19 protein-coding genes are annotated in these 17,032 nt (G+C 70.9%); 6 read left to right on the top strand and 13 right to left on the bottom strand.

The features are described 5' to 3' along the window. Positions 1–38 precede the first annotated feature (38 nt). From KV100_RS12585 to KV100_RS12575, 3 genes are all read right to left on the bottom strand, one after another. Positions 39–455 carry a tetratricopeptide repeat protein gene (locus KV100_RS12585; protein WP_220343381.1) on the bottom strand — a complete coding sequence of 139 codons (417 nt, stop codon included), beginning with the start codon at positions 453–455 and terminating at the stop codon, positions 39–41. A 91-nt stretch (positions 456–546) separates the two neighbouring features. Then, entirely contained in the window at positions 547–1,338 is a 792-nt protein-coding gene (locus tag KV100_RS12580; RefSeq protein WP_220343380.1) for an ABC transporter permease, read from the bottom strand. Next, positions 1,335–2,273, bottom strand: a complete 939-nt coding sequence (locus KV100_RS12575) for an ABC transporter ATP-binding protein (protein WP_220343379.1) — start codon at positions 2,271–2,273, stop codon at positions 1,335–1,337. The genes KV100_RS12580 and KV100_RS12575 overlap by 4 nt, the downstream gene beginning before the upstream one ends. Positions 2,274–2,339: 66 nt before the next feature. Between KV100_RS12575 and KV100_RS12570 the strand changes: the two genes are divergently transcribed. Continuing rightward, positions 2,340–2,912: a hypothetical protein gene (locus KV100_RS12570; protein WP_220343378.1), complete on the top strand. Its 573-nt coding sequence runs from the start codon at positions 2,340–2,342 to the stop codon at positions 2,910–2,912. An 87-nt stretch (positions 2,913–2,999) separates the two neighbouring features. Here KV100_RS12570 and KV100_RS12565 read toward each other — a convergent pair whose 3' ends face one another. The 3 genes from KV100_RS12565 to cysS all read right to left on the bottom strand — a co-directional run bounded on the left by KV100_RS12565 (position 3,000) and on the right by cysS (position 8,006). Then, the gene (locus tag KV100_RS12565) at positions 3,000–5,543 is read right to left on the bottom strand and encodes a carboxylate--amine ligase/circularly permuted type 2 ATP-grasp protein (protein WP_220343377.1); all 2,544 of its coding nucleotides are present in this window, start codon (positions 5,541–5,543) and stop codon (positions 3,000–3,002) included. Between the two features lie 61 nt (positions 5,544–5,604). Further along, positions 5,605–6,546 carry a 23S rRNA (guanosine(2251)-2'-O)-methyltransferase RlmB gene (gene rlmB, locus KV100_RS12560; RefSeq protein WP_220343376.1) on the bottom strand — a complete coding sequence of 314 codons (942 nt, stop codon included), beginning with the start codon at positions 6,544–6,546 and terminating at the stop codon, positions 5,605–5,607. After that, positions 6,546–8,006, bottom strand: coding sequence for a cysteine--tRNA ligase (cysS, locus tag KV100_RS12555; protein WP_220343375.1), 1,461 nt, complete (start codon positions 8,004–8,006; stop codon positions 6,546–6,548). The genes rlmB and cysS overlap by 1 nt, the downstream gene beginning before the upstream one ends. Positions 8,007–8,052: 46 nt before the next feature. Between cysS and KV100_RS12550 the strand changes: the two genes are divergently transcribed. The 3 genes from KV100_RS12550 (at position 8,053) to ispF (ending at position 10,127) form a co-directional block, all read left to right on the top strand. Continuing rightward, positions 8,053–9,300, top strand: a complete 1,248-nt coding sequence (locus KV100_RS12550) for a C39 family peptidase (RefSeq protein ID WP_220343374.1) — start codon at positions 8,053–8,055, stop codon at positions 9,298–9,300. A 58-nt stretch (positions 9,301–9,358) separates the two neighbouring features. After that, entirely contained in the window at positions 9,359–9,577 is a 219-nt protein-coding gene (locus KV100_RS12545) for a hypothetical protein (RefSeq protein ID WP_220343373.1), read from the top strand. Between the two features lie 61 nt (positions 9,578–9,638). After that, entirely contained in the window at positions 9,639–10,127 is a 489-nt protein-coding gene (gene ispF, locus KV100_RS12540; protein ID WP_220343372.1) for a 2-C-methyl-D-erythritol 2,4-cyclodiphosphate synthase, read from the top strand. Here the strand turns inward: ispF and KV100_RS12535 are convergent. Both KV100_RS12535 and KV100_RS12530 read right to left on the bottom strand, forming a co-directional pair. Next, on the bottom strand, positions 10,111–10,464 hold the full coding sequence (locus KV100_RS12535; RefSeq protein WP_220343371.1) for a nitrite reductase (NAD(P)H) small subunit: 354 nt from the start codon (positions 10,462–10,464) through the stop codon (positions 10,111–10,113). The genes ispF and KV100_RS12535 overlap by 17 nt on opposite strands. Before the next feature lie 138 nt (positions 10,465–10,602). Next, entirely contained in the window at positions 10,603–11,088 is a 486-nt protein-coding gene (locus KV100_RS12530) for a CarD family transcriptional regulator (protein WP_220343370.1), read from the bottom strand. A 228-nt stretch (positions 11,089–11,316) separates the two neighbouring features. Here KV100_RS12530 and KV100_RS12525 point away from each other — a divergent pair, with 228 nt between their 5' ends. Continuing rightward, complete coding sequence (locus tag KV100_RS12525; RefSeq protein WP_220343369.1) at positions 11,317–11,898, top strand: hypothetical protein; 582 nt, start codon at positions 11,317–11,319, stop codon at positions 11,896–11,898. Between the two features lie 10 nt (positions 11,899–11,908). Here the strand turns inward: KV100_RS12525 and KV100_RS12520 are convergent, their stop codons facing one another. From KV100_RS12520 to KV100_RS12510, 3 genes are all read right to left on the bottom strand, one after another. Beyond that, positions 11,909–12,706, bottom strand: a complete 798-nt coding sequence (locus tag KV100_RS12520; protein WP_220343368.1) for a deoxyribonuclease IV — start codon at positions 12,704–12,706, stop codon at positions 11,909–11,911. 73 nt (positions 12,707–12,779) lie between these two features. Next, on the bottom strand, positions 12,780–13,460 hold the full coding sequence (locus KV100_RS12515; RefSeq protein WP_220343367.1) for a response regulator transcription factor: 681 nt from the start codon (positions 13,458–13,460) through the stop codon (positions 12,780–12,782). After that, the gene (locus tag KV100_RS12510) at positions 13,457–14,656 is read right to left on the bottom strand and encodes a cell wall metabolism sensor histidine kinase WalK (protein WP_301021613.1); all 1,200 of its coding nucleotides are present in this window, start codon (positions 14,654–14,656) and stop codon (positions 13,457–13,459) included. Before KV100_RS12510 ends, KV100_RS12515 begins: the two co-directional genes overlap by 4 nt. 131 nt (positions 14,657–14,787) lie before the next feature. Between KV100_RS12510 and phoU the strand changes: the two genes are divergently transcribed. Next, entirely contained in the window at positions 14,788–15,435 is a 648-nt protein-coding gene (phoU, locus tag KV100_RS12505; RefSeq protein ID WP_220343366.1) for a phosphate signaling complex protein PhoU, read from the top strand. 28 nt (positions 15,436–15,463) lie between these two features. Here the strand turns inward: phoU and KV100_RS12500 are convergent, their stop codons facing one another. Beyond that, positions 15,464–16,273, bottom strand: coding sequence for a sulfite exporter TauE/SafE family protein (locus KV100_RS12500; RefSeq protein ID WP_374197355.1), 810 nt, complete (start codon positions 16,271–16,273; stop codon positions 15,464–15,466). Between the two features lie 3 nt (positions 16,274–16,276). Next, a complete protein-coding gene (locus tag KV100_RS12495) occupies positions 16,277–17,026 on the bottom strand; it encodes a phosphoglyceromutase (protein WP_220343364.1) in 750 nt (249 codons plus the stop codon). Positions 17,027–17,032 lie beyond the last annotated feature (6 nt).

The following is a 17,032-nucleotide window of genomic DNA, read 5'->3' as shown; positions in this document are numbered from 1 at the left end:
ACGTCGCTGACGATCACGCGACCGCCGCTAGCGACCGCTCAGGCGCGACCGTCGGTGGCGACCAGCTTGGGTCGCCGGTCCTGGTCGGGATCGAGCACGGCCGCCATCCGGTGGTAGGTCGCTCCTTCGCGGTGCCGCGACTGACGGTCCAGGGTCAGACCGAGCGCCACGTGCGCCCATCCGCTCGCGGGCTCGAGCTCGATGAGGCGACGGAACGCGTCCTCGGCCGGCCGGAGCAGCGCCGCGGCGAAGTAGGCACGCCCCAACAGCTCCCAGGCGGCCGCGCTGTCGGGGGCTTCGTCGACGACACCGGTCAGCATCTTGATCGCTTCGCGCGGATGGCGGTTGGCCACCATCTCCTCCGCGTGGCGGAAGCGGTCGTACAGCGGCATCTCGGCGATCATCGCATCGTTGAAGATCGGCTTGATGGTCAGGGGACGGAAGTCCTCGGTCATGCTGGCGCACCTCCTCGAGGCGTCGGTGTCACCCCTCCCAACGGCGCGACACGCGGCGTCATTCCCGAGGCTACGCCGAGCTCCTGGTCCCTCAGGTGATGTCGCGCCGGAGCGTCGTCCATCGACCGATCGCGGCGAGCACGACGCCGTACGCGAGGAACACCAGAGCGCCCGCCCAGCGGTCGAGCAGCTCCGACATGCCCAACGACGCGTAGGTGCTCGCTCCCACCAAGGCCTCCGACGCCGCGCCCGGGAGGAACTTCGCCACACCCTCGAGCGCGTCGACAGCACTGAACCCGACGCGGAGGATCGGCTCTACGAACTGGGTGAACGCGAGCACGACCACGATGGCCGCGACCTGGTTGGTGATGAGGCTCCCGACCCCGACACCGACGAATGCCCAGATCGCCAGTGCCACGACCGACAGGGCGATCGGAGCGAGGACGTCCCCCTCCGTCAGGAACGCGCCGTCACCGCGCAGGGAGAGGATCGGTGCGCCGCCCGCCACGCTGGCCGCCGTGCCGACCACACCGAACGCGAGTCCGATGACGGCGGCCGACACGAGCTTGGCGCCGAGGAAGACACCGCGGCGAGGATCGCCGAGCAGCGATGGCGTGATCGTCTGGTAGCGGAACTCCGACGTCATCGACATGGCCCCGGCGAGCAGGGGGAAGACGTATCCGAGCCCGTTGCCGAGCGTATAGACGGTCAGCGCCGCGTCCACACCCCCGACAGGCGCCGTCCCTCCTGTCGGCGCGAGCGTGAGCGAGAACGCCATCACCACCGCGAGGAAGGCCATGTAGGCGGCCATGATCACGAGCAGCACCCACCAGAGGCGGGTGGTCGTCCACTTCCGGAGCTCGGAGGTGAGCGCGGCCCTCATGCGGCCACCTCCGCAGCCGCGGGAGCGCCGGTCGAGGTGGGCGTGCCGTCCTGGCCGGTGAGCGACAGGAACACGTCCTCCAGCTCGACCTCGCGCTGTGTCAGCGTGTGCAGCTCGACGCCGGCGCCGAACGCGGCCGCACCGACCTCCGCCGCGCTCACCTGGGAGACATTGAAGCCGCGAACGCCTTCGCGTGACGCCGGGGCGTACGACCACCCTCGGTCGTCGAGGACCGCACGCAGCGCCTCGGCATCAGGGGAGACGACCTCGACGTGCCGCACCGCCATCGCCGCCAGCTCGGCCAGCGGGGAGGCGTGCACGAGCCTGCCCTGCGCGATGATCACCACGTCGTCGACGGTCTGCTGGACCTCCGACAGCACGTGGCTCGAGACGAGAACCGTACGGCCCTCTCCGGCGAAGAACCGCAACAGCTCGCGGAGCCACCGGATGCCGCCGGGGTCGAGGCCGTTGGCCGGCTCGTCGAGGATGAGAACGGGAGGGTCGCCCAGCAGTGTGGTCGCGAGCGCGAGCCGCTGGCGCATGCCGAGGGAGAACCCGCCGACGCGGCGGTCGGCCGCGTCCGCGAGGCCGACCATGGCGAGCAGCTCGCGGCACCGGGCGTCGGACACACCCATCGACGGTGCGAACACCCGCAGGTGGTCGAGCGCCGTCCGGCCCGGATGGAAGCTCGCGGCCTCCAGCGCGGCCCCGACAACCCGGCCGGGACGCTCGAGGTCGGCGTAGCGCCGACCGTCGATCGTCGCGCTTCCGGACGTGGGCGCCACGAGGCCGAGGAGCATCCGCAGCGTGGTGGTCTTGCCGGCTCCGTTGGGTCCGAGGAACCCGGTGACCGCGCCTGGCCGGACCTCGAAGGTGAGGTCGTCCACAGCGCGAACGGTGCCGAAGGTCTTGGTGAGACGGTCGACGGAGATCATCGCCGACCACGGTATCCGACGTCGGTGGTCGGCCGACCACCCCCTCGGGGTCTAGGCTCGCCGGTCATGAGCCAACCGGTCGATCGCCCCCAAGCGAGCCCTACGAAGCCGATCCCCACCTCCGACTCACGTTCCTACGACGCCGACCCCTACGGCCCGTCCTCCTCCGGATCCTCGTCCACCGACGGGGACGACACCCCCCGCCGCGGCGGTGCAGCCCGCCACGTCGTGAGCCTCCTGGCGGGACTCCTCCTGCCCCCGGTCGCGATCGTGGGCTTCGACTGGGCGTTCGGCCGCTACTGGTTCGATGCGACCAACTTCCGCTCCTTCAGCGACGGGGAGACGTGGCCGTTAGCGGTCGCGGCCGTCTCCGGCCTCCTCCTGCTCCTGACCGCCGCGGCGGGACGGCTGTCACCGGTCGGACCGATGATCGCCGCTGTCCTGTACGGCGCCGTCCCCGCCGCTGTGATCGTCCTGGCGCGCGAGGAGATCTTCCGTGCCGCCGCTGAGATCCGTGACTGGGACTGGCTCTATTCGCAGCCGCTGGTCAACCTGCCGCTCTACGGCTTCGTGCTCTTCCCCACGATCGCCGCACTGCTCCTGGGCACCGCGATCGCCTCTGCCGGTCGCCGGCGCTGACCGCCCGCACCACCCCGTACGCCCGACGCACGCGAGGCCCCGACCACCAGGTGGTCGGGGCCTCGCGTCGTGACGGCGGGTGTCGGGTCAGTCCTGGATGATCCAGGTGTCCTTGGCGCTGCCGCCCTGCGAGCTGTTGACGATGAGGCTGCCGGGGCCGGCGACGCGGGTCAGCGCGACCGGGACGGCCTTGACCTGACCCGGCTCGGTGCCGGTCACGTGCACGAACACGCGCAGATCGACGTGGCGCGGCTCCAGCCGGCCGTGGTCGAGCGTCGGGTGCGAGCTGAGCGCGACCGTCTCCTGCGCGACCCAGCCCTCGGTGTCACGGGCGATCTCCTTGCGCCGCCGCACGATCTCGCCCTGCGAGGCGAGCGGACCGACGAGCACGCCGTGACCGCCGTAGCCGTCGACGGGCTTGGTGACCAGCTCGTCGACCCGCTCGAGGACGATCTGCCGCTCGTCGTCGTCATCGGTGCGGTACGTCGGCACCGACTCGATGAGCGGACGCTCGTCGAGGTAGTAGCCGATGAGCTCGGGGACCACGCGGTAGGTCGCCTTGTCGTCGGCAACCCCGTTGCCCGGAGCGTTCGCGAGCACCACGGCTCCCGCCGCGGCCACGTCGATGATCTCGGCACCGAGCGCCCGACCGTCCTCCGTCGTCAATTCGCCGAGCTCCTCGTCCAGCCGGACGTAGATCCCGTCGACCGCGCGGTCACCGTCGACGAGGCGTACGCGGCCTTCACGGACGACGAGGTCCTCGCTCGTCGCCAGGATGAGACCGCCCTCCTTGGCGAGACGCTGGTGCTCGTACCACGAGACGCTGGACGGTCCGGTCGCGAGCAGGACGAGGGCGCCCTCGTCCCCCGCGCCGACACCGGCACGCTCGACGCAGGCCCGCAACGTCTGGCCGACCATCGGCAGCGACGCACGAGGATCGATGAGACCGGCCGGTCGCGGCATGTCCGGGACCACCGTGTCGAGCATCTCCCGCGCCGCGGCCGCATAGGCCAGGCCGCTGGGGTTGCGCAGGTTGTCCTCGAGCACCTGCCATTCGCCGCGGTCGTTGCGCACCAGGTCGAAGCCCATGATCGGCGCCCGCACCACCGCCTGCGGCAACCGGGTCCCGTCCTCGCGCCACCCCGGGCAGGAGTGGAGATCGGCTTCGGCCACGACGCCGTGAGCGAGCGCCCGACCCGGGCCGTACACGTCCTGGAGGAACATCTCCAGTGCGCGAGCGCGCTGCTCGAGGCCCTCGCTGAGCATCTCCCACTCGTGGGCGTTGATGATCCGCGGCACCAGGTCGACCTCGAACCGGTTGGTCTCGCCGTCGAGGACGACCGTGAGGCCCTCGTCGTCCGACCAGGTGTCGCGCTGGTGCTGGAGCTTCTCGAGGTCCTCGCGGCTCCGGTCGCGGATGTAGGCCATCACGTCGCTGTAGACGGGCCGCGGACGCGACCCGAGCCCGATCACCTCGTCACCGGCACGGGCCGGGTAGGACCGCAGTGCCGGAACCTCCGGCGGCAGCCCCGACGGCGGACCGTGCGTCTCGGCGACGACCTGGTCCATGACGTCGTCCAGCGACCCGCTCTCGGCGAAGGCGGCACGCTGACGGTCCGCCGAGGTGCCCTGCGCCAGGGTCCGCGCGGCGAGCTCGGAGACCTCGTCGTAGTCGCCGAGCTCCTCCAGCGCCGGGCGCAGTCGCTCGATCAGCGACCGGACCACGCCCGGGGCGGGGACCCGCTCGGCGTGCGTGCTCGGATCGAGCAGGCTGCCCGCCAGGCCCGCGCGGGCAGCCTGCCAGGTTGCCGCGCGCTGCAACGGCGCTGGCACCGGCGTGTACGGAACACCGTGCTCGATGTCGAGCTCGGCGGCCCGCACCATCGCGCGGAAGAGACCGGCGATCAAGATCGCGTCGTCCACCACCGGGCACGCGTCGGCCACCCGCAGCTCGAGCGTCGGCGCGTGCGACGACGGACGGACGTCGAAGTAGGCCATCTTGGCGTCGGCGATCACGCCGCTCGCGACCAGGTCGTCGAGGAGCGCCTCGTACTCCTTCGCCGACCCGAGCGGTGGCAGGGCCCCGGTGGTGGGCCAGCGCCCCCAGAGGATCGTGCGCATGCTCGCGTAGCCGGTGTCCTGCTCGTTCCAGTAGGGCGAGCTGGCCGAGAGCGCGAGCAGGGTCGGCAGGTCGCGGCCGATCCGCTGCGCGATGTCGATGGCGACGTCACGGTCGGAGACGCCGACGTGGATCTGCGTCCCGCAGATGAGCTGCTCGTTGACGAGCAACCGGTACTCCTGCTGCATCCGGCCGAACCGGCCGGTGGCGGTCAGCCCGAAGTCCTCGTCGTAGGAGGACCGCGGGGCCGTGCCGACGGCGGCGACGCCGATTCCCTCTGACTCGGCGACCGTGATCAGCTGCTTGCGCAAGGAGATGAGCTCCTCGCGAAGCCCCGCGAGACCCGTCACCACGTTGGTGTTGGTCTCGATCGTCGACCGCTGGAGCTCGGCCGAGAAGTTCTCACCCGGCAGCCGGGACAGCAGCCGCGGCGCGGATGGCGACAGCGTCCGGCTCTCGCGGTCGATCAGATGAAGCTCTTCTTCGGCCCCTAGTGTCAGCTCAGCAGTCATCCCTTAAACGTACGGGTTCCAGACGAGCGATAACGATTGCCGTTGCCCGAGCGGACCGTCGCTAAACCTGCCGACGCTGGTCGATCGCGTACAACGCGATGCCGGCTGCGACGCCCGCGTTCAGCGACTCCAGCGACGACGCCATCGGGATCGACACGAGCACGTCGCACGTCTCCGACACCAAGCGGGAGAGGCCCTTGCCCTCGCTCCCGACCACCAGGACGAGCGGGCCGTCGGCGAGGTCGAGATCGGGCAGGGAGACGTCGCCGTCGGCCGAGAGACCGGCGATCATCAGGCCTTGCTCGGCGTACGCCTTGAGCTGCCGTGTGAGATTGGTCGCCCGGGCCACCGGCACCCTTGCCGCGGCACCGGCGGACGTCTTCCATGCCGAGGCCGTCATGGATGCTGTGCGCCGCTCCGGGATCACCACCCCGTGTGCGCCGAAGCCGGCGGCGCTGCGGATCACCGCTCCCAGGTTGCGCGGGTCGGTGATGCCGTCGACGACGATGATCAGCGGCACCTCACCTGCCTCCTCGGCGGCGGCGAGCAGGTCGTCGGGGTGCGCGTACTCGTAGGGCGGGAGCTTGGCCGCGACGCCCTGGTGCACCGCGCCTTCGGTGAACCGGTCGAGCTCGGCCTTGGTCGCGTCCAGGATCGACAGGCGCTTGTCGACGGCGAGCGCGAGGATCTCGGTGATGCGGTCGTCGCGGTCGATGCCCTCGGCGACATAGAGCGTGCTCACCGGCACGTCGGCGCGCAGCAGCTCGACCACGGAGTTGCGTCCGGCTGCCCACTCGCTGGAGTCCCCGCGCTTGCGGGGTGCGGGCTGACGGCGCTTGTCGGCGGCGCGCGCCATCTTGTACTTCTTGTGGTTGGGTCGCTCCTCGGCCTTTGGGGTCGGCCCCTTGCCCTCAAGACCCCGGCGGCGGTGGCCGCCGGTCCCGACCGACGCACCCTTCTTGCCCTTGTTGATCGCGCCCCGGCGCTGGCTGTTCCCGGCCATCAGCTCACTGGTCCCTTGTTCGTCGCGTGGTCCCCGCCGACGGACCAGCGTGGTCCTGCGGGGGTGTCCTCGACCTCGACCCCAGCTGCCTTCAGCTGGTCGCGGACACGGTCCGCGGTGACGAAGTCCTTCTCTGTCCGGGCGGTCGCCCGCTGCTCCAGCAGCGCCTCGACGAGCGTCCCGAGTGCGGCGTGAGCCGCACCGGCGCCGTCTCCGCCGTCGTCCCACTGCGACGCGTACGGGTCGAGCCCCAGCACGTCAAGCATGCGCCGTACCGCCGAGAGCGTGCTCACCAGGGCATAGCGCTGCTCGTCGCCGGCCGCGAGCTGCTTGTTGCCGTCGCGGACCAGCTCCTGGACCTGGGCGAGCGCTGCGGGCACCGCCAGGTCGTCGTCCATCGCCTCCGCGAAGCCCGGCGTGACCGCACCGCCGAGCTCGCGCAGGTCGGTGCTGGCCCCTGTCGCCTCGGTCGCCCGGCGGACGAAACCCTCGATGCGCTGGTAGGTCGTCGCAGCGTCGGCGAGCGACTCCTCGGTGTAGTCGATCTCGGAGCGGTAGTGCGCGGCCACCAGGTAGTAGCGCACGTCGACCGGCCGGAAGCGCTTGACCACCTCGCTCACCAGCAGGGAGTTGCCGACCGACTTGCTCATCTTCTCGCCCCCGATGCGGACGAGCTGGTTGTGCATCCAGGACCGGGAGAACGGCATGCCGGCCGCTCGGGCCTGAGCGAGCTCGTTCTCGTGGTGCGGGAAGCGCAGGTCGATGCCGCCGCCGTGGATGTCGAACTCGGGGCCGAGGTACTTCGTCGCCATCGCCGAGCACTCGATGTGCCAGCCGGGGCGGCCACGACCCCACGGCGAGGGCCACGACGCCGTCTCCGGCTCCCCCTCCTTGTGCCCCTTCCAGAGCGCGAAGTCGCGCGGGTCGCGCTTGCCGCGCGGGTCGGCGTCCTCGGCGTCGCGCATGTCGTCGAGCTTCTGGTGCGACAGCTCGCCGTAGTCGGGCCACGAGCGCACGTCGAAGTAGACGTCGCCCGAGCCGTCTGGCGCGGCGTAGGCGTGGCCGCGGTCGATCAGGGTCTCCACGAGCTCGATGATCTCGGGGACGTGCCCGGTCGCGCGGGGCTCGTACGTCGGCGGGAGGCAGCCCAGCACGTCGTAGGCGGCGTGCAGGGCGCGCTCGTTCTCGTAGGCGACGGCCCACCACGGCCGGTCCTGCTCGGCGCCCTTGACGAGGATCTTGTCGTCGATGTCGGTGACGTTGGCGACCAGCGTGACCTCGAGGCCCTCGTGGGTCAGCCAGCGCCGCAGCACGTCGAAGGCCACCTCCTTGCGGATGTGGCCGAGGTGTGGCGGGCCCTGGACCGTGAGCCCACAGTGATAGATGCCGACCCGTCCGGGGACGAGGGGCTCGAGGGCGTGGGTCTGCATGGTCGCAGAGTCGTAGAGGCGCACGGTCACGCTGACCAGAGTAGTGGCTTGCCCTGATCCGACTTAGCATCGATCAATGCGCAACCGTACGGTTCGTACCTCGCTCGTCCTCGCCAGCGCCCTGACCAGTGCCGGCCTGGTGGCGGGCACCATGACCGCCCCGGCGCAGGCCGCGGCCCCGCGCATCGCCTCGCAGCGGTGGACGACCTCGGGGCAGCTGTCGACCGGGAGCACCGCCGGCACGAGCGTCAGCGGTGGCGCAGTGCGGTTCTCGCGTGCAACCGGCCGCACCAGGCTCGCCGGGCGCACCTACGAGAAGGCCCGCTGGACCTCGGCCTGGTCGTCGACCGGTTTCGGTGCCGACGAGGTGGTGCCGTCCTGGAACGCGCGCACCCCCGGCAGGTCCGCCCTGATCGTCTCCGTGCGGGTGCGGACGACGAACGGGCGCACCGGGAGCTGGGACACCCTCGGACGGTGGGCAGAGAAGGAGAGCACGGTCCGCCGCACGTCGGGGCCGGCCCAGTCCGACGACGTCGCCCGTGTCGTGACCGATGCCGTCCGGGCGAACGGGAGCGCGCGCGTCGCGGCCTGGCAGGTGCGCGTCACCCTGCTCCGCCCGGTGAGGTCGAGGGCGAAGCCTCGCCTGCTCTCGGTCGGCGCCGTCGCGTCGGCCGCGGCGAGGTCGGCGAGACCGGTGTCGGCGACCACGATGAGGCGGACGGTCGAGCTCGCCGTCCCGCGGTACTCGCAGATGGTGCACCGCGGTCAGTACCGCCAGTACGACGGAGGCGGAGCCGCGTGGTGCTCCCCCACCTCGACCACGATGGTCCTGCGCAGTCTGGGCAGAGGGCCGACGAAGGCGCAGTACGCGTGGGTCCGACGCGGGATCAGGCAACGCTTCGTCGTGCACGGCGCCCGCCGGACGTACGACGTCCGCTACGGGGGCACGGGCAACTGGGGCTTCAACACCGCTTATGCCGGCACCCGGGGTGCCGACGCGTTCGTCGCGCGACTGTCCTCGCTGCGCGACGCCGAGGCGTTCGTGAGGGCGGGGATCCCGTTGGTGGTGTCGGTCGCCTTCGGCCGTGGCGGTCTGACCGGTGCGCCGATCCGCTCCACCGCCGGCCACCTCTTCGTGATCCGCGGGTTCACCGCCACGGGTGACGTCATCGTCAACGACCCTGCCGCTCCCCGGGTCTCGAGCGTCCGGCGCGTGTATCGCCGGGCCCAGCTCGAGCGGGCGTGGCTGCGCGGCAGCGGCGGCACGGCGTACGTGATCCGGACGGGCAGGGCGCTGCCGACGATCACCGGTCACCGCTGGTGAGGACGAGCCGGTACGACGCGACGGGCATGGCGCCGGCCAGCGTGGGTAACGATCGGCCATGACTGAACAGGACAGGATCACCGCCATCCAGGCCGTCGTCGACCGCGTGACCTCGTGGCAGGACGGCGCGACCGAGGGCACGGTCGAGGACGAGCTGCGCCGCGGCGTCGAGGAGGTCGGCGTCGAGATCAGCGACGACGAGATCCGGCGTCTCGCCGACGTCATCCAGGACCGTCACGGGGCGGTCTCGGCGGCCGAGGTCCTCTCGGCCGGCTGACCCGAGGGGCGCGCGGCCCGCCGGTCGCCCGCTCGACCGGACGGCGCGCGATGATGGCCCCATGGCGCACTCCCCGATCCCCCGCGTCGGCACCGGCACCGACGTCCACGCGTACGAGGCCGGACGACCCATGTGGTGCGCCGGACTGCTGTGGCCCGACGAACCGGCAGGACTCGCGGGGCACTCCGACGCCGACGTGGTCGCTCACGCCGTGTGCGACGCCTTGCTCGCAGCGTCGGGACTCGGCGACCTCGGGAGCAACTACGGGACGTCCGATCCGGAGTGGGCCGGCGCCTCCGGCGTCGCGTTCGTCACCGAGACCGCCCGCAGGGTCGTCGACGCCGGGTTCACGATCGGCAACGTGAGCGTCCAGCTCGTCGGCAACCGACCCAAGGTCGGGACGCGGCGCGACGAGGCGCAGCGGGTGCTCTCGGACGCCGTCGGAGCGCCGGTGAGCGTGTCCGGGACGACGACCGACGGGCTCGGTCTCACCGGGCGCGGAGAGGGTGCCGCGGCGATCGCCACGGCGATCGTCATCCCCGTACGGTGATGCACACCTCGGCAAATCCATTGACGAGACGCACCGGATAGAGCGCGAGTCTGGTCATCGGGTCGTCGATGCAGACGCCGGTCTCGAGGTCGAACAGCTCTCGACCCGCCGGTGCGGCCAGGAGGGTCCGCCCGTCTCGCTCGACGACCAGGCCCCGGGCCATCGTCTGGGTCCCGGAGTAGGGATCGCGGTTGCCGACGGCACGAAGCTCTCGCTCACCGGTCTTGAACAGCGCCACCTGCTTGCCGCGGACGAGTGCGGAGACACCGATGCCCACGACGAGCTCTCCCGCGTCGCACACCTTGACCCAGGTCGCCACTCCGCCCGACGTCGCCATGCCGCGACGCTAGGCAGCGCGGGTTTCGTACCGGTTACGGCACGCAACAGCCGGAATAAGAAACGCCGTCGCACGACGAAGCCGCTGCCATAGTCACGGCAGCGGCTTCGTCACGAGTGGTCGAGGACCACGATCAGGTCAGGACGCAAGCACCTCGTCGAGCAGCGTCTCGGCCTTGTCCTCGTTGGTGTTCTCGGCGAGCGCGAGCTCGGAGACGAGGATCTGACGCGCCTTGGCCAGCATCCGCTTCTCGCCTGCCGAGAGACCCCGGTCGCGTTCGCGGCGCCACAGGTCACGCACGACCTCGGCGACCTTCATCACGTCACCGGAGTGCAGCTTCTCGAGATTGGCCTTGTAACGACGGGACCAGTTGGTCGGCTCCTCCGCGTGCTCCGCCCGAAGCACACCGAAGACCCGGTCCAGCCCCTCCTTGTCCACCACGTCGCGCACCCCGACCAGGTCGAGATTGCACGCCGGCACCCGTACGACGAGATCGTTCTGGGCGACGATGCGCAGCACGAGGTACTGACGCTCTTCGCCCTTGATCGTGCGGACTTCGATGTCCTCGATGACCGCCGCACCGTGATTGGGGTAGACAACCGTTTCGCCAACAGTGAAAGTCATATGTCCATAGCCCTTTCTTAGGTGACTAGGGTAACACGGGGAACCACAGCCCTCCGGATCGTTTCTGCAGGTCAGGAGCCTCATCGGGACTTGACAAAGTCTCGCCGGAGTGGCAGTCGAGGGTGTCCGCACGACCTCGTCGCACGGCCCGGGCGGCCCGCGGATACGCTGGGTGCGTCGCCGCGCACCACCTGGTCGCGCTCGTAGGAATGAAGAAAGGGTCGGGCTGTGCTCACTCGCTCCCGCCGTGCTCTCGCCACCGCCGTCGTCGGCGGACTCGCTGTCCTCCTCGCAGGATGTGGCACCGGCTTCGAGGCACAGACCAACTCCGTCTACGAGGCCAGCGTCGGCACCGACGACCGCTCGAGCGACGTCCAGGTGCTCAACGCGCTCTTCGTGAAGAACGAGGACGGCTCCGGGACGCTGTCAGCCGGCCTGGTCAACCAGGCGCTGAAGGCCGACCGGCTTGTCGAGGTCGAGGTCAGCACGCTCGACGGCACACCGGTCGACGTCACCTTCGACGGTCCCGTGCCGGTCCCGGCCCGCCGTCTGGAGACGCTCGGCACCAAGCCTCAGGTGGTCATCGAGGGCTCGGAGCTCTTCGCCGGCCAGTTCCTCGTGATCACCTACACGTTCGCCAACGCCGGTGACGTCGACATGCAGCTCCCCATCGTGACCCGGATCCCGATGTATGACTCGGTGGCCGAGCCGGGCGCGAGCACCCCCACCAGCCCCGCCACGCCGAAGGCGTCCTCGGCCGTCGACCAGGACACCCCCGGCGAAGAGGACGAGGGCGCCGGCACCGACTGAGGTCGGGTCGCTACTGCGCGACCTGGTCGCGGAGCCACGCGATGTCGTCGCCGGTCTGGTCGTCGGCGTGGGTCTCGATGATGACCGGCGCACCAGCCGAGCGGACCACGTCCACGAGCAGCTCCGGCGGGATCGTCCCTGCCGTCAGGTGAGCGTGGCGGTCGGCTCCTGAGTCGAAGGCGTCGCGGCTGTTGTTGCAGTGCACGAGGTCGATCCTGCCCGTCACCGCCGTGATCCGGTCGACGATGCCCTCGAGCTCGATGCCGCCCGCCCAGGCGTGGCAGGTGTCGAGGCAGAAGCCCCACGAGTCTCCGGCACCGCCGGCCTGGATCGCCTCCCACGTCCGCTCGATCCGCTCGAACCGTCGCGCCATCGAGTAGTCGCCTCCCGCGGTGTTCTCGAGAAGCACCGGCACCTTGGCGTCGATCGCCTCGACGGCCTTGCGCCAGTTGTCGAACCCCTTGTCGAGGTCGTCCTCGGACTCGACGTAGCCACCGTGGAGGATCACCCCCGCGGCACCGATCGCGGCGGCACCGTCGACGGCGTTCTGGACGAGCTTGCGGCTGGGGATGCGCACGCGGTTGTTGAGGCTCGCCACGTTGAGCAGGTAGGGAGCGTGGACGTAGAGCGGGACGTCTCGCGCCGCCGCGTCGTCACGGAGCCCGTCGGCGCCGCCGGCGTACTCGTACTTCGGCCACTTCCAGCTCTGCGGGTCGCCCAAGAACATCTGGGCGACGTCGGCGCCGACCCGGTCGACGTCGTCGAAGGGGTGGGCCTGGTCGACGTGGGTCCCGATCCGTGTCTTCATGCGATCAGCCTAGGGGCCACCACGGACGTCGCGCCTCGTGCGGCAGAGCAGCCGGCCGCCGGCCATCGGCGTCCTAGACGTCGTACTTGTATCCCAGCCCTCGCACCGTCACCAGCGTCGAGGGGCGTGACGGATCGGGCTCGATCTTGGCGCGGAGCCGCTTGACGTGGACGTCGAGCGTCTTGGTGTCGCCGACGTAGTCCGAGCCCCAGACGCGGTCGATGAGCTGACCCCGCGTGAGCACCCGCCCGACGTTGCGGAGAAAGAGCTCCAGCAGCTCGAACTCCTTCAGGGGCAGCCGGACCTCGTCGCCGTCGACGGTGACCACGTGCCGGTCGACGTCCATCCTGACCCGGCCCACCTCGAGGGCGGTGTCATCGGCGGCACCCTGGTCGGCGCCGCGGCGGAGGACCGCCCGGATCCGGGCGACCAGCTCGCGAGGGCTGTACGGCTTGGTGACGTAGTCGTCGGCGCCGAGCTCGAGACCGACCACCTTGTCGACCTCGGAGTCCTTGGCGCTCACCATGATCACCGGCACCGACGACGACGCACGGAGCTTGCGGCACACCTCGGTCCCGCTGATGCCGGGGAGCATGAGGTCGAGGAGGACGATGTCGGCTCCGGTGCGGTCGAACTCCTCGAGCGCCGCGTAGCCGTCGGTCGCGACGGCCACCTCGAAGCCCTCCTTGCGCAGCACGTACGACAGCGCGTCGATGTAGCTCTCCTCGTCCTCGACGACGAGCACTCGGGTCATGGGCGTGCCTCCTGGGCGGACGGGCGTACCGGGGTCTGGGCGTCGGACGAGGCGGATGCGTCGTCGTCGAGGTCGCGCGTGCGGGCCGCGGCCGGCAGCACCAGCGTGAACGACGAGCCGTGGCCGGGCTCGCTCCACACCTCGACGGCACCGGCGTGGCTGGCGGCGACGTGCTTGACGATCGAGAGGCCGAGCCCCGTGCCACCCGTGCTGCGCGCCCGTGCCGGATCCACGCGATAGAAGCGCTCGAAGATCCGCTCGATCTCCGCCTGGGCGATGCCGACGCCCTGGTCTCGCACGGCGATGCGGACCTCGTCGTCGACGCGAGCGGCGTCCACGGTCACGCTCGTGCCCTCCTCGGAGTACGCGATGGCGTTCTCGACCAGGTTGTTGACCGCCTGGAGCAGCTGCTCGCCGTCACCGTGGACGTACAGGTCGTCGGCACTGCGGACGGCGACGTCGATCCCCCGGGCCTCCGCGTCGACCGCGTTGCGCTCCACCGCCGCGGCGACCAGCGTCGCGACGTCGACCTCGTGCGGGTCTTCGACCAGGGCGTCGCCCTGAAGGCGGGAGAGCTCGATGATCTGCTGGACGAGGCGGGTGAGGCGAGCGCCCTCGCGCTTCATCCGTCCGCTGAACCGGACGACCGCCTCCGGGTCGTCGCGAGCCTCGCCGACGGCCTCGGCCAGCAGGTTGAGCGCCCCGACCGGGGTCTTGAGCTCGTGACTCACGTTGGCCACGAAGTCGCGGCGGATCATCTCCACGCGCCGCTCGGAGGTCCGGTCCTCGACGAGCACGAGCACCAGGCGCGAGGTGAGCGGAGCGACCCGGACGAGCACGTGCCGCTGACCGCCGCGTCCCAGCCCGAGGGCGAGCTCCTCCGTACGGACCTGACCGTCGCGCCGGACGAGCCGGACCATGTCGCGGAGTGTCTCGTGCTCGAGGCGGGTGTCCTGGAGCAGACCCATGGCGTGCGCCGGGGCGGAGGCCCTCACCACCCTGTCGGCGGCGTCGACGATGACCGCCGACGAGCGCAGGACGGCAAGGACGGCCTCGGCGCCGGCCGGGACCTCGGGCTCGGGCCGGGCCGGGATGTGCTCCTGCTGCCGCTCGCTGTAGCGCCACGCCCACAACACCCCGGCCCCCATCAGAAGGCCTACGGCGGCGCCGAACGCGAACGCGATGTCCGGTTCCACACCTCGATCGTACGCAGGGGCCCTGATCCTTGATGAACGTGCGGGGCGACCGACGGGGTCGTTCGTCCAGAGTTCACCGCTCGTTCATCGCAGGTCGGTGACGGTTCACCTGGACTCCCTAGGGTCCGAGCATGCGCGACTTCTATGACGACCGGCTGGATGCGCTCGACGCCGACCTCGTGGCGATGACCACGGCGGTGCGCTTCTCGCTCGCTCGGGCGAGCGCGGCCCTCCTCGACGGGGACCTCGGCGCGGCCGAGCTGGTCATCAGCGGAGACGCGGTGATCGACGCCGCCCGTGAGTCGTGCGAGAGCGATGCGATCTCCCTGCTCGCGACTCAACAGCCGGTGGCCACAGACCTCCGTCGCGTGGTGGCCGGGTTGCGGATCGCCGGTGACCTCGAGCGCATCGGTGACCTCGCCGTCCACGTCGCGGAGCTCGCCCGCATGCGCATGCCGGAGCTGGCGGTCCCTGCGGAGGCCCGACCGACGGTGGCGGAGATGGCCCGGGTCGCCGGCGGCATGCTCGAGTCCGTCGCGATCGTGCTCGGAACCCACGACCTCGACGCCGCGGCCGCGCTGCTCTCGGCCGACGACGAGATGGACAGTCTCTATCGGACGATGTTCCACCGGCTGCTCGGCGACGGCTGGACCGGTGGGGTGGAGTCGGCGGTCGACGTCGCGCTCCTCGCGCGCTACTACGAGCGGACCGGCGACCACGCGGTCTCGATCGCGCGCCGCGTTGTCTACCAGGTGACCGGCGAGGTGCCTCAGGTCTGAGCGTCGGGTCCTCCGCAACCGTCGGCGGTCAGCGCATGCCGATGATGGTGTAGAGCGCGACCAGGCCGAGCACCACGATGCAGGCTCGGAGCAGCAGCGACGGGAGACGCCGCCCGATGCGGGCGCCGAGGTACCCGCCCACCAGCGAACCCGCGGCGACCAGTCCGACGGCGGTCCAGTCGATCGGGTGCGTCCCACCGCCCCAGGTGGCGACCACCACGTACGTCGTCGCCGAGACCACGTTGACCCCCAGCACGAGCACGTTCTTGAGCGCGTTCATGCGCTGCAGCGCCAACGGCACCAGCATCCCCAGGAGCCCGATCAGGAGGATCCCCTGGGCAGCGGCGAAGTAGCCCCCGTAGATCCCGCACGCGAACACCGTGACCAGCGCGGCAAGACTGCGCGGCCGGCTCATCGCGTCGAGCGCGACCTCGTCGACGCCGCTGGCCTCGCGCCGCGCCTTGAGCCACCTCTGGAGCGGCGGCTGCGCGACGACCATGACCAGCGCCACCACGAGCAGCACCGGCACCACCGCGATGAACGTGTCCTCGGGAAGGTTCAGCAGCAGGTACGCCCCGACGAGCGAGCCGAGGAGGGAGGCGGGCAGGAACCTTCTGACGAGGAAGCCCTGCCCGGCGAGCTCTCGCCGGTAGCCGAACGAGCCGGTGATGTTGCCGGGCACCAGGCCCACCGCGTTGCTCATCGTCGCCGTCACCGGCGGCACCCCGAACGCCACGAGCGTCGGGAAGGTGATCAGGGTCCCCGAGCCGACGATCGTGTTGATGACACCCGCGCCGACCCCCGCGAGGAGGACCAGCGCCATCTCGACGCCGGACAGGTGTCAGCGCCCCTGGTTGGCGACCGCCTCGGCCGCGGCGCGAGCCGCCTCCGGGTCGAGGTAGCGGCCGCCCTTGGTGAGCGGCCGCATGTCCTCGTCCAGCTCGTACAGCAGCGGCATCCCGGTCGGGATGTTGAGGCCGACGACGGCCTCCTCGGACATGTCGTCGAGGTGCTTCACGAGCGCCCGCAGCGAGTTGCCGTGCGCCGCCACCAGGACCGTCCGCCCCAGCCGCAGGTCGGGGACGATCGCGTCGTACCAGTACGGGAGGAACCGGTGGAGCACGTTGGCGAGCGCCTCCGTACGCGGCCGGACCTCCGGAGGGAGATCGGCGTAGCGGACGTCGTGGAACTGGCTGAACTCGGCGTCCGCGTCCAACGGCGGCGGCGGCACGTCGTACGAGCGCCGCCACTTCATGAACTGCTCCTCGCCGAACTCCTCCAGCGTCGCCTTCTTGTCCTTGCCCTGGAGCGCCCCGTAGTGGCGCTCGTTCAGCCGCCACGACCGCCGCACCGGGATCCAGTGGCGGTCGATGCCGTCGAGGGCGATCTGGCCGGTGCGGATCGCGCGGCGCAGCAGCGACGTGTGCATCACGTCGGGGAACAGACCGGCCTCGGCCATCAGGAGTGCCGCGGCGCGGGCCTCGGCCTCACCCTTCTCGGTGAGGTCGACGTCGACCCAGCCGGTGAAGAGGTTCTTCTTGTTCCACTGGCTCTCGCCGTGGCGCAGCAGGACGAGGGTGTAGGCACTCATGCGCTC

It is taken from the genome of Mumia sp. zg.B21, assembly GCF_019550855.1.
In the GTDB taxonomy this organism is placed as follows: domain Bacteria; phylum Actinomycetota; class Actinomycetes; order Propionibacteriales; family Nocardioidaceae; genus Mumia.
This window is presented reverse-complemented; position numbering and strand designations above follow the sequence as displayed.